The sequence below is a fragment of the Rhizobium sp. 01N424 genome (assembly GCF_056399485.1).
The window spans coordinates 211750-225074 of sequence record NZ_JBFTRK010000004.1 but is presented as its reverse complement, the minus strand read 5'-3'; the positions used below and the strand labels follow the sequence as shown (position 1 = coordinate 225074).

The 13325-nt window shown below is 61.6% G+C and carries 5 protein-coding genes and 2 riboswitches; of the genes, 1 reads left to right on the top strand and 4 read right to left on the bottom strand.

What is annotated here, in order from left to right; genetic code table 11:
- Positions 1-10 precede the first annotated feature (10 nt).
- The 4 genes from nrdH to AC1DNK_RS13770 all read right to left on the bottom strand — a co-directional run bounded on the left by nrdH (position 11) and on the right by AC1DNK_RS13770 (position 5856).
- Positions 11-232: a glutaredoxin-like protein NrdH gene (gene nrdH / locus AC1DNK_RS13785; RefSeq protein ID WP_477941618.1), complete on the bottom strand. Its 222-nt coding sequence runs from the start codon at positions 230-232 to the stop codon at positions 11-13.
- Positions 233-484: 252 nt separating this feature from the next.
- A riboswitch (cobalamin riboswitch) is annotated at positions 485-709 on the bottom strand.
- Between the two features lie 150 nt (positions 710-859).
- Positions 860-3187: a 5-methyltetrahydropteroyltriglutamate--homocysteine S-methyltransferase gene (metE, locus tag AC1DNK_RS13780; RefSeq protein ID WP_477941616.1), complete on the bottom strand. Its 2328-nt coding sequence runs from the start codon at positions 3185-3187 to the stop codon at positions 860-862.
- A gap of 102 nt (positions 3188-3289) precedes the next feature.
- Positions 3290-3485: riboswitch (cobalamin riboswitch) on the bottom strand.
- 76 nt (positions 3486-3561) lie between these two features.
- Positions 3562-4236, bottom strand: a complete 675-nt coding sequence (locus AC1DNK_RS13775; protein WP_442208560.1) for a response regulator — start codon at positions 4234-4236, stop codon at positions 3562-3564.
- Between the two features lie 156 nt (positions 4237-4392).
- Positions 4393-5856 (bottom strand): sensor histidine kinase, encoded by a 1464-nt coding sequence (locus AC1DNK_RS13770; RefSeq protein WP_477941613.1) that lies wholly within the window; start codon positions 5854-5856, stop codon positions 4393-4395.
- 374 nt (positions 5857-6230) lie between these two features.
- Between AC1DNK_RS13770 and AC1DNK_RS13765 the strand changes: the two genes are divergently transcribed.
- The gene (locus tag AC1DNK_RS13765) at positions 6231-13295 is read left to right on the top strand and encodes a peroxidase family protein (RefSeq protein ID WP_477941610.1); all 7065 of its coding nucleotides are present in this window, start codon (positions 6231-6233) and stop codon (positions 13293-13295) included.
- The last annotated feature ends 30 nt before the right edge of the window (positions 13296-13325 follow it).

The window sequence follows — 13325 nt, the reverse complement described above, 5'->3', positions numbered from 1 at the left end:
CAGCCGCCGCTCAGGCGAGCGCGCTGATCATGTCGGGGCGGAAGCCAGCCCAATGCTCCTCGCCGGCGATGACGACGGGAACCTGGCGGTAGCCGAGACCCTGCACCAGATCATAAGCGGCGCTATCGGTGGAAACGTCGATGATCGTGTAGTCGATGCCCTGGCGATCGAGCGCGCGGGTGGTTGCGGTGCACTGAACGCAGGCGGGCTTGCTGTAGACGGTGATGCTCATGGGAAAACCTCGTGACTAAAAGGCATGGGATATCGTTCGGACATCCGCCGATGTCCGCGCTTGGGAAGATCGAAAAGGAAGACAGCCGTTGCCGATTGCCGGGCGTCAGCAGCCCGTCATTCGCGCCGGTATGATCTGAAACTCAAAGACATAAGACTTCACCCCGAAGTGGCTCATGCGGGACACACCGGAGGAAGCGAAGAGCGGCATCATGCCCACATCTCATCGCTCGCCAGCCGGACACCCCGCCCGTGGACGTTTTCGCTCAAGGCAGGTCTCCTGGCTTGCGGATCATCACATTCATCCCGGTCTTCCCAGATCTTCATGACCCAGTGACCCGAAATGGGACAGATGCTCGCCGCTCACAGTTGCGGGGGCAGCTCCGGCATTGCTCCGCCTTGCGGCAGATCTCACCGAATTCCCGTCTTAGCCCACGATCCTTTGCGAATCGGAGGAACCTCGAACACTAGATATAGTACGCGAGTCTATTTTTACGTCAATGGATGGTTCAGGTTTCGGGTGCCGCAAGCCGAAAAAATGAATGTGATGTGGATAACAGAAGATTAATGCGGATTGGCTGTGGAAAAGAGAAGCCGGCAAGAGCCGGCTCCTCGAATGCAATGACGATCAGGCCGTTGCCGTGGCAACGCGTTCGCGCAAAGACCGCGCCGCCGCCACCATATTGACGAGCGCCGGCTTCACTTCCTCCCATTTGCGGGTCTTCAAGCCGCAATCCGGATTGATCCAAAGCTGCGAATCGCCAAGCCGCTCGCGCGCTAAAAGAAGCAGACCGGTCATATCGTCAATATCGGGAACGCGCGGCGAGTGGATATCGTAGACACCCGGGCCAATTTCGTTCGGATAGTCAAAACTGCGGAATGCCTCCAGCAGCTCCATCTTCGAGCGCGACGTCTCGATCGAGATCACATCCGCATCCATCGCGGCGATAGCATCGATGATGTCGTTGAACTCCGAGTAGCACATATGCGTGTGGATCTGCGTCGCGTTGCTGACACCGGTCGAGCACAGGCGGAAGCTTTCGACGGCCCAGTCGAGATAGGTCTTCCATTGCGAGCGCCGCAGCGGCAGGCCTTCCCGGAGTGCTGCCTCGTCGATCTGGATCATTCTGGCGCCGGCCTTTTCGAGATCACCGACCTCGTCGCGAATCGCCAGCGCGATCTGCCGGCATGCTTCGCTTCGGGCGATATCATCACGCACGAAGGACCAGTTGAGGATCGTCACCGGTCCAGTCAGCATGCCCTTCACCGGCCGCTCTGTCAGAGACTGGGCATATTGCCACCAGCTTGTCGTCATCGGCTTCGGCCGCGCGATATCGCCGAAGATAATCGGCGGGCGGACATAGCGCGACCCATAGCTCTGTACCCAGGCATGCTGCGTGAAGGCAAAGCCTGACAGCTGCTCGCCAAAATACTGCACCATGTCATTGCGCTCGAACTCGCCATGAACGAGCACATCGAGGCCGATTTCCTCCTGCCAGCGGATGGCTGCTTCGGTTTCCTTGCGCAGGAAAGCCTCATAGTCCGCATTGCTGAGCGTCCCCTTCGTGTGTGCCGAACGGGCCTTGCGGACTTCAGGCGTCTGCGGAAAGGACCCGATCGTCGTCGTCGGGAACAGCGGCAAGCGGATATCCGTCTGCTGGATCGCCTTGCGCTCGGCGAAACCGGCCTTGCGGCGCTTCATGGTCTCGTCGATCGCTGCAATGCGCTTCCTGACCGCGGGGTCGTTGACCTTCGGCGATGCTGCGCGGGCGGCCGCGGCCCCCGAAGATCTGCCGATGGCATCGGCCACGCAATCGCGGCTCTGCGAAAGCGCCTGCCCCAAAATCGAGAGTTCATCCAGCTTCTGCGTGGCAAAAGCCAGCCATTCCTTGACCTCGGCGTCGACAGCCGTTTCGAGCGCAAGATCGATCGGCACATGCAGAAGCGAGCAAGACGGCGCGATCTCGATCGGACGCGTCTTGGAAAGCGCCTCGACCCGATCGAGCAGTCTCTCGAGATCAGCGCGCCAGATGTTGCGGCCGTCGATGACGCCGAGAGATAATACCCGGTCATCAGGCACCGCCGATACGACCGCATCGAGCTGCTCGGGCGCGCGCACCAGATCGACGTGCAGACCGGCAACCGGCAGCGCCGCTGCTGTCTTGAGATTGTCGCCCAATGCCCCGAAATAGCTGGCGATCATGATCTTCAGGTTCGGAACCAGCTGGTGAAGCGCGCTGTAGGCCGTGGTCAGCGCGTTCCGCTCAGCGTCTGTGAGATCGAGCACGAGGGCTGGCTCGTCGATCTGCACCCAATCGGCACCCGCAGTGCTGAGCTCCGCGAGGATGGCCGCATAGACAGGCAGCAACCGGTCGAGCAGTTCGATCGGATCGAAGCTTGGCTGCTTCGCCTTGCCGAGCTTCAGGAAGGTCACCGGGCCGAGAATGACCGGGCGGGTGTGGACACCGAGCGCCTTTGCCTCCCGGAACATCTGCAGCGGCTTGTTTTCGGTCAGCGCGAAGCGCTGGTCACGGGTGAATTCCGGCACCATGTAGTGGTAGTTGGTATCGAACCACTTGGTCATTTCGAGCGCCGGAACGCCCTCATGATGATGCGCATGGCCGCAATCGCTGTGCTCAGCGCCCACTGAGCCGCGCGCCATGGCGAAATAGATGTCGAGATCGACGGGACCGCCCCTCCAGCCATATTCGGCCGGTACGGCACCGACCATCACCGCCGTGTCGAGTACATGGTCGTAGAGGGAAAAGTCGTTGGAAGGGATGATATCGATCCCCTTCGCCCTCTGCAGCGCCCAATGTTCGGCCCGCAATGTCTTGGCGACGTCGAGAAGTGCTGTCCTATCGGACTTTCCGGCCCAATAGCTTTCCAGCGCGAACTTCAGCTCGCGGTGCTTTCCGATACGAGGGAATCCGAGATTTGCAGTCTTGATGCTCATGTTTCCTTACCCCGAGGGTTGTGGGCAAGGCTTGGGATGACGCATCGGCGCGCGGACACAGGCGTGCCGGTCGCAAAAGCGGCACACCGGACACCCCGCCCGTGGACGTTATCGATCGCGGCAGGTCTCCTGGCTTGCGGGTCAACGCTGCCGTCCGTCTTCCCGGGGCGTCTTCCCCAGTGACATGAATGGACGGCCGCTCGCCGCTTACAGTTGCGGGGGCAGCTCCGGCATTTCCCCCGGATTCCCTCTTAGCTCCGAACCAAAGGTCCGCAGAACCACGATGACACGAGCATGTCGCATCGCGGATCACACGTCAATAGACATAAAGATATGTTTATGTCTTTGTTTCTTTGGTTGGCTGTGCTCGCCGATTACGACAACAGCATCGAGGATGGCGCGCCGGTCTCCGCGGGAGACTGCAGCTTCTGGGCAGCAAGCACCACTTCGACGCGATTGCGGGCATCGAGCTTCTGCATCAGGATCGTCATGTAGTGCTTGACGGTCTTCTCGCTGATATCAAGCATGCTGGCGATTTCGCGGTTGGTCTTGCCCTGCAGCAGGTAGTTGACGATCTGCTCCTCGCGGGCGCTCAGGCGCTTCTGCATCTGCGCCTTGCGGCGCACCTCGGCCGTCTTCATCGACAGGATCACCTTGGTGGCGAAACCCGGCGTGATGAACGTGCTGCCGTCATGCACGGTCTTGATCGCCTCATACAGATCGCGCGCCGTGCTGCCCTTCAGCACATAGCCGCAGACGCCGAGATTGAGCACCTGGATCGCCGTGTCGATATTGGCGGTGGCGGTGAAGACCACGACCTTCGTGCCTTCGTAGTTCTTCTGGATCAGCTCGAGTGCCGCCAGCGTATCGCCCGGCATGCTGAGATCGGTGACAAGAACGTCGGGCCGGTGCTCCTCGACGATCTTCAGTGCGTCGATGGCGTTCTGCCCACGGGCAGTCACCCGAAGATCTTCCTTCGCCGAGTAAAGATTAACGAGTCCATCCAGTAATATTGGATGATCATCAACGAATGCGACCGAGATAGACATAATGACGAATAAACCCCCTCGTCTTCTTTCCGATAGCTCTAAAGTAAACAGAGCCAAACATAAAGACGGATTTTAATGCTTGGTTAACTTCATCGGATTTCTGTCTATTCGATCTGTATGCTTTCAGCCAGTTATCAATTCGGATAGTCCGTCGCCTTATAGGCCAGCTGCGTCAGCCTGCTGCAGCTCCAGCACCATCTCCAGTATCATGCCGCCCCCCGGCCGCTTGGTGACAGCAAGCTTGCCGCCGAAGCTCTCGATCCTCTGCCGGAGGCCATAGAGCCCCATTCCGCCCTCGCGCGCCGCAAACGGCACCGTCCCGGAGGGCAAACCGTCATCCTCGACCGAAATCGCGATGACGGGCATGTCGATCCGACATCGGACACGCTGGCCGTTGCCGCCGGCGTGGCGGTAGGCATTGTTGAGCCCTTCCTGGACGAAACGGTAGATGCAGGTCTTCAGCGCCGGCGGCAGATCGGCATTGGTGCCGCTGGAGACAAAAGCGACCTTGGTCTTGGTGCGCGCCTCATGCTGCCTGATCGCTTCGGCCACCACGTCCTTGGCCCAGAGATGCAGGATCTCAGGCAAGAGCAGCGACTTGGTGACCGTCCGGGCCTCGATCAGCGCTTCACCCAGCGTCTTGCTGGTCTCGTCGAGGAGCCTGGCGCGCTCATCCTTTTTGGTCAGGTCGCGCAGCTCGTCGAGCTGCAGGATCGCCAGTGTCATCAGCTGCACCGGGCCGTCATGCAGATCGGCGCCGATGCGGCGGATGAAGGTCTCGTTGAGGTTGGCGAATTCCATGGAGGCCCGGCGCGCCGTGTCCCTCAGCTCCATCAATTCCTTCGAGGCGGACTCTGCTTCCTCGGCGCGGTGGCTCAGAACCTGCCGCTGATGCTCGATCGTCCGGCTGCCGCGCCTGACGATCAGGAACAGCCCGAGCATGACGACGAAGGAGAACAGCGCCACCGTCGTCCAGGTGACCACCCGCAGCCGCGCGAGCTCATCGACAAAACCGCTCGGATCCTCATGGATCTCGGCCACGCCGATGATCCGCCCCGAAGCCTGGTCATGCAGCGGGCTGTAGATTTCGAGATATTCGGTATTGATGTTGCGGAACGTATGCTCGTCGGCATGAAGATCCGCATAGACGGCGACAATTTCGCCTTTCAAGGCGCGCTGCAGGCCCTCGGGGAAACTGAAGCGGTGGCCGATCATCTGTTTAGTCCGGGAATAGGCAACAGTCCCGTCGGGCGCCCATATCTCGATATGCGGGAAACGCGCCTGGAGATCCGCATCGCCGAACAGCGCGTCGAGATGAGCGATGCTGGCGGCCTTAAGGCGCGTCGAGGCGCCCAGTTCCTGCACCTCAGCCTCAGTCAGGCTCTGAACCAGCAAGGCCGTCGTGCCGGCCTTTCCGCTGAGCGCTTTGTCGGCAACCAGCCGCGTCGTCAGATAGCCCGCAGAAACCGTGGCGATCAGAATAACCAGGCTGCTGGCGATCAGGAACTGCGTGGAAAGGGTCCGCTCGGCGCCCCATCGAAGGATACGCTTAAACAGTCGCGGCGCTTCCGCGCTTTCATCTACGCCAGCATTTCTGGCGCCTAAGTATTCGTCCGGCAAAACGTCCCCCCAAGGCCGATAGCGCTATCATCCTTGCAATATTACCCAAGGAAATAAAGAACCATTTTTGTACTATAGGCCCGTATGAATTCTATCAGACCAAAGGCCAATTCATCATAGGACCTTACTCCCGGAAGGATAAGGACCGAAGACCTGCTTTTGCCGTGGACGAACATCGAAAACATCGTCCGACCATGCGCCGTTCAAAACCCCGGTAACTTTCCGCAAGATCGCATCATCCCAAGCCAGCCCTGCAAGGCGGGCTTTGAAGACATCAGGGGCAATTCAAACCGCCGGGCTCGCAGCGCGATCCGGCGGACAGGACAAGTTTGCGAAAAACCAGGCGCCAGGACAGCGCGCCGACGGAGGGGAAAATGGTTACGCTTGTAAGACACGATCTCGAGTTCATCCTGAAGCAGATCGCCATCGCCGAACAGCATGCGGCCGGTGGTGACCTTGCCGCGCTCGTCGCCGAAGCCGGCGAAGCAGCCGGCGCGACCGGCACCGGTGCGCCGCAGGCGCATCTCCTGCCCTACGGCCTCAGAACCGTCGACGGCAGCTACAACAACCTGCTCGATGGCAAGGAAACCTGGGGCGCAGCCGACCAGCCGTTCACGCCGCTGGTGCAGCCGAACTACGTCAACGAAAATGACGACACACAGATGTTCGGGACACCGCAAAATCCGGTCTACCTGACCAACGGCAACTATACGCCTGGTACACCGAGCGGCAGCCCGATGCTTGCGCCCGGCACAGTCGTCGACGCCGATCCGCGCATCATCTCCAACCTGATCGTCGATCAGACCAGCAACAACCCGGCCGCGATCATGGTCTATGATGCCATGCTCGCCGAGGGCAAGACCGCTACGCGCGCACCGATGCAGGACGCCAATGGCGCGCCCGTCGTCCATGCAACCAATGTCGTCGGCCCCGATGGCACCGTTCTCGCCGCCGCGGGCAGTCCCGTCTATGTCTACACGTTCGAGAACGTCTCGCCCGATATCGGCGACTCCGCGCCTTACAACTCGATGTTCACGCTGTTCGGCCAGTTCTTCGACCATGGTCTCGACCTCGTGGCCAAGGGCGGCGCTGGAACGGTCTACATCCCGCTCTCGCCGGATGATCCGCTCTACAATCCGGCAACCCCGCAAACCAATTTCATGGTTCTGACCCGCGCCAGCCGCGACGCCGACGGCGAAGTGGCTGCCAACACCACGACTCCCTGGGTCGATCAGAACCAGACCTACACCTCGCATGCATCGCATCAGGTGTTCCTGCGCGAATATGTCATGCATGAGGGCAAGCCTGTCGCGACCGGCCATCTTCTTGACGGCGACCGTGGTCTGCCCACCTGGGCAGACATCAAGGCGCAGGCCCGCGACATGCTCGGCATCGACCTGACCGATGCCGATGTCACCAACATTCCACTGCTGCGCACCGATCCCTATGGCCGCTTCATCCCCGATGCCAACGGCTTCGCCCAGGTGATCACCGGCATCGGCGCAGACGGCATTCCGAACACCGCCGACGATATCGTCGTATCGGGGACGCCGGGCGCTCCTGTCAGCACCGCTGGAGCCGTCCGAATCGGCCACGCCTTCCTCGACGACATCGCCCATGCCGCAGTACCGGTCATCGCCGGTGGCGTGCTGCAGGCCGACGGTGACGACGCCGTAGGCTATTCCGGCGGCTTCAACACCCGCGGTCAGCAGACTGCCTACGATGATGAGTTGCTCGACGCGCACTACATCACCGGCGACGGCCGCGGTAACGAGAATATCGGCCTGACGTCGATCCACCACATCTTCCACTCGGAGCACAACAGCATCGTGGAGCAGACCAAGCAGGTCGTCCTCGACAGCGCCGACCTGGTCTTTATCAACCAGTGGCTGCTTGAGCCGATTACCACGCTGCCGACAACCGAGGCAGAGCTTGAGGGACTCGTCTGGAACGGCGAGCGTCTGTTCCAGGCAGGCCGCTTCACCACCGAAATGCAGTATCAGCACCTCGTCTTCGAGGAATTTGGCCGCAAGATGCAGCCGGATATCGATGCCTTCGTCTTCGAGCCGTCGACCGACATCAATCCGGCGATCTTCGCCGAGTTCGCCCACGCGGTTTACCGCTTCGGCCACTCGATGCTGAACCAGGATATCGACCGCCTCGTGGAAAATGCGGATGGTACTTTCAGCTTCGATAACATCACGCTCTTCGACGGCTTCCTGAGCCCGCTGGAACTCGGCGCGGTCGATGCCAATGGCAACGTGCTCGTCAATCACGATCAGGCAGCCGGCGCCATCATCCGCGGCATGTCTCGACAGGGCGGCAACGAAATCGACGAATTCGTCACCGACGTTTTGCGCAACCAGCTTGTCGGTATCCCGCTCGACCTTGCAGCGCTCAATATCGCCCGTGGCCGCGACGTCGGCCTGCCGACGCTGAACGAGGCACGTGCGCAGTTCTACCAGGCAGCCGGTCAGGACACCCAGCTGAAGCCCTATGTCAGCTGGACCGATTTCGCGCTGAACTTGCAGAACACCGCGTCGATCGTCAACTTCATCGCTGCCTACGGCACGCACTCCTCGATCACCAGTGCAACGACGCTCGACGCCAAGCGCGCCGCCGCCGCCTCGATCGTGCTCGGCACGGCAGGCGCACCTGCCGACCGTCTGGACTTCCTGAACTCGACCGGCGCCTGGGCGACGGCTGAGACGGGTCTCAACGATATCGATCTGTGGATCGGCGGCCTTGCCGAGAAGAAGATGGATTTCGGCGGCATGCTCGGCTCCACCTTCTCCTTCGTCTTTGAGCTGCAGATGGAAAACCTGCAGGAATCGGACCGCTTCTATTATCTCTCCCGCGTCCAGGGCCTGAACCTTCTCAACGAGCTGGAAAACAACTCGCTGAGCAAGATCATCATGCGCAATACGGATCTCGGCGAAGGTTCGACGGCGCTGCCGGGCGACATCTTCTCGACGCCGGACCATACGCTCGAAATGGATATCTCGAAGCAGGTCGGCGCCGATCCGATCTTCACCGATGCGATCCTGCAGGCGCTGACTCCGCTCGTCGTGCGCCGCGACACCGATGGTGACGGCGACCTCGACTACATGGCCTATCACGGCGGCGACCACGTCGTCATGGGCGGCACCGAGGAAGACGATACGATCATCGCCGGCGAAGGCGACGACACGATCTGGGGCTATGGCGGCAACGACACGCTCGAAGCCGGCTACGGCGTCGACCACGTCCACGGTGGCGAGGGTGACGACATCATCACCAATGCCGGCACGGATATCGGCGCCGCCGACTTCCTGCATGGCGAAGGCGGCAACGACGTCATCCATGGCGGCAGCGGCCTGGCGCTGATCTTCGGCAACGACGGCAAGGACTTCATCATCGCCGGCCCCGACGGCAAGCATGTGCTTGGCGGCCTCGGGGACGACTTCATCCGCGGCGGTGATGGCGGCGACTTCCTGATGGGCAACGAGGGCAACGACTGGATCGAAGGCGGCGGCCGTTTCGACACGCTGTCTGGCGAGAACTCCGAACTGTTCTTCAACTCCTCGATCATCGGCCATGACGTTCTGAACGGCGATGGCAGCGACACCGACTACGACGCCGAATCCGGCGACGACATCATGTTCCAGGGCGACGGGATCCAGCGCAGCAACGGCATGGCCGGTTTCGACTGGGCGATCCACAAGGGCGACGATACGGCGGCAAATTCCGATCTCGGCATCCCGCTCTTCGCCACCCAGGAAGCCTTCATCCTGCGCGACCGCTTCGATCTCGTCGAAGGTCTCTCGGGCTGGGTCCATGATGACATCCTGACCGGGCGCGTCGCGCCGACCAATGCCCGTGCCGAACTGCAGAATACCGCAGCCATTCCCGGCACCGGCAGCCCGCTGGAGAGCTACTCCAACGCGCTGCTCGAAAAGAACCTCAGCCTGATCGCCGGTCTCTCGCAGCTCGTCGCCCACCGTGCCCGTACCTCTGTCACGGTCAACGGCGTCACCGAAACAATCGTCATGGATACCGCTGACGCTTCCGACATCCTGCTCGGCGGCGGCGGTGATGACATCATCACCGGCCTCGCCGGCGACGACATCATCGACGGCGACCGCTGGCTGAACGTCCGGATCCGCATCAACGACCTCAACGGCAATGAGATCGGTTCGTCCGACGGCCTGTCGAAGGGCGTCTTTGCGCCCAACGGCGCCGCAATGTTCAACGGCCGCACACTCAGCGACCTGATGTTCGACCGCACGCTGAACCCGAGCCAACTCGAAATCGTCCGCGAGATCATCGACGGCGAGGTAGAGGGCGATATCGATACGGCCGTCTATACCGACGTCCGCGCCAACTATACGATCACCCAGAATGCGGATGGCAGCATCACCGTCGCTCATACCGGCTTCGACGAAGACGGGGGCCCCGACGGAGATGAGGAGACGGTTGCCAATCCGGTTTCCGACGGCACCGACCGCCTGTTCAACATCGAGCGGCTGCGTTTTGCGGACGGCGAATATGCACTCAGCCCGCCGCAACTCCAGCTCTACACGCTCGATCGTGGCCAATACCGCGACGACTTCAGCCCGTCCAACTACACGGGTACCGACGGCACCACGCCCTGGACAACACCTTGGACGGAGTCTAGCGACAACAACAGCGCCACCAGCGGCGATGTTCTCGTCACCGGCGGCACGTTGCGCTTCGACGATAACGGCAATGGCGCCAGCGTGCAGCGCGCCGCCAACCTTGCCGGTGCGACGACGGCACGTCTCACCTACGACGTGAACGAGAGCGGCCTCGACCAGGGCGATACGGTGACCGTCTGGTTTGCGGCCAATGGCGTCAATTTTATCCAGATCGACACTATCAACTCTGCAACAAACGTTGCCGAACGGAGCATCGATCTGACCGGTCCGTTTACCGCCGGGGCCATTGTTCGCTTCACATCCACCGCACTCGGCAATAATGACATCGTCGATATCGACAATGTCACGATCGACTTCACCCGCCCTGCGGCGGCGCCATCGATCAACTATGCGACAAGCTTCACCGAGAATGGTGAGCCGGTTGCGATCGCCTCCGGTCCTGCGATTACTGATGAGGATGGCCAGATCGTTTCCGCACGGATCGTTCTGACCAATGCCCAGAACGGTGACCAGCTGAATGCAGGCGCTCTTCCTGCAGGCATCACCGCCCAGACCGACACTTCGGTTGCCGGCCAGATCGCCATCACGCTGACGGGGACTGCCACGCTTGCCGCCTACCAGGCCGCAATCCAGGCGATCACCTTCGGCAACAGCTCGGACCAGCCGGGAACGGTGGCACGCGTCATCACCGTCACCGTCAACGACGGCCTGATGAACAGCAATCCGTCGACCGCAACGATAGCGGTCACGGCTGTCAACGATGCGCCCGTCGCCGGTGACGATACCGTCATCACCAATGTAGAGACCGGCAGCTTTGTCATTCCGGAATGGGCACTGCTCGCCAATGACACGGATGTCGACAGCCTTCTCAACATCACCGGCGCCACCGAGAACCAGACCAACTTCGCGGTCGCAGTGAACCCCGCAGGCGACGTCACGGTCACGCACTCGACCACACAGCAGCGCAACTTCACCTACACGGTGAGCGACGGTGCTGCGACCGATACGGCGACCGTTACCGTCACCCGCGACACCAACGACGTCAGCGGCACGGCCGGCAACAACATCCTGATCGGCGACAACTCCGGTGACACGTTCGACGGCGGCACCGGCAACGACATCATCCTCGCCGGTGGCGGCAACGACACCATCGTCTGGAACGCCAACAACAACGGCGCAACGGATGGACGCGATATCGTCGATGGCGGCGCGGGTACCGATACGTTCGACCTCAACGGCCGCAATGGCCAAGGCGGCAACGAGACCTTCCGCATCTATACGCGGCAGGCCGCCGAGCTCGCCGGAATCACCGGTCTGCTGGCGACGACCGAAATCGTCATCACCCGCAACGGTACCGACAACGCCTCCGTCATCGCCGAACTCGACAATATCGAGGAGATCACCGTCGGCAACATAACGCTGGATGACGGTACGCCGACTGGCGGGACAACGGGTGGCGACACCATCACCGTCATCGGCGACTTCTCGCAGACCAGCCTGGCGCTGAACACCATCACCATCGACGGCACTGACGGCGACGACGTGATCGACATCTCGGCACTGCAGTCGGCACACCGCATCGTCTTCCGCTCGAATGGCGGTCACGACACGATCGTCGGCACGCTGCGCCCGCAGGACGTCATCGAGCTTCCCGACGGCCTGACCGCAGCCGACTTCGAAACGACTGTCGATGACGAGGGACGCACGGTCATGACCCGTGACGGCAGCTCGATCACCTTCGTCGGTCCCGATGGTTCGGAGCCGCCGGTTGGTCCAGGCGACGACGACCACGAGGAGGAGGAAGAAGAGCAGGAAGGCAGCGGCAGCTGCGACGATGATGACGATGACGGCGAACAGCCGTCCGGCGGCGAAGGTCTGGCTCCGGCCACGCCCCGCACGCTTGTTGGCACCGGTGCCGGCGAGGCCCTGCTCGGTGCAGCCGCAAACGACATCATCCTGGCAGGTGATGGTAACGACATCCTCGTCGGTGAAGCCGGCAGCGATATCCTGCGCGGTGAAGGCGGCCACGACCTCATCACCGGCGGCGCAGGCGCCGATGTGATGTCGGGCGGTGACGGCGACGACGAAGTGCATGGCGGCGCTGATGCCGACCATATCTTCGGCGACGCAGGGGCCGACCGGCTCTATGGCGACGATGGCAACGACGTCATCGAAGGCGGGGCGGGCGACGACCAGGTCTGGGCGGGCGCCGGCAATGACCTCATCCTCGCCAAGCTCAACGACGGCTCCGACACCTACTGGGGTGGCGATGGCAACGACACGCTCGACTATGCAGCGGCCACCACCAACCTCACCGTCGATCTCGGCAACGGTTTCATGGGCAGAGGCAGTGTCGCCGGGTCGAGCACCGGAACGGATATCGTCTACGGCTTCGAAAACTTCATCGGTGGTTCCGGCCACGACACGATCACCGCGTCGCTCGCCGTCAACATCATCGATGGCGGGGCTGGCGAAGACGTCTTCCGCTTCACCTCGGCGGCAGCGGCCAACGGCGACAAGATCTATGGCTTCCAGCCGGGAGACAAGATCGACTTCTCGACCATCGACGCCAACACGTCTGTCGCCGGTGTCCAGGGCTTCGCGCTGAAAGCGGGCTCGATTACCGCCGCCGGCCAGATCGCCGTCAGCCACGAAACCATCGATGGCGAGGCCTTCACGGTGCTGCGCGGCAACGTCAACGCCGATCCGGAAGAAGACTTCGAACTGATGATCGCGGGCACCCATAACCTGAAGGCATCCGACTTCAACGGGGTCTCCTGATCGATGGCTCTGCCCCATGGCCGGTAACGG

Coding starts and splice junctions, on each gene's coding strand:
- nrdH (WP_477941618.1), bottom strand. CDS start 232: ATGAGCATCACCGTCTACAGCAAGCCCGCCTGCGTTCAGTGCACCGCA.
- metE (WP_477941616.1), bottom strand. CDS start 3,187: ATGAGCATCAAGACTGCAAATCTCGGATTCCCTCGTATCGGAAAGCAC.
- AC1DNK_RS13775 (WP_442208560.1), bottom strand. CDS start 4,236: ATGTCTATCTCGGTCGCATTCGTTGATGATCATCCAATATTACTGGAT.
- AC1DNK_RS13765 (WP_477941610.1), top strand. CDS start 6,231: ATGGTTACGCTTGTAAGACACGATCTCGAGTTCATCCTGAAGCAGATC.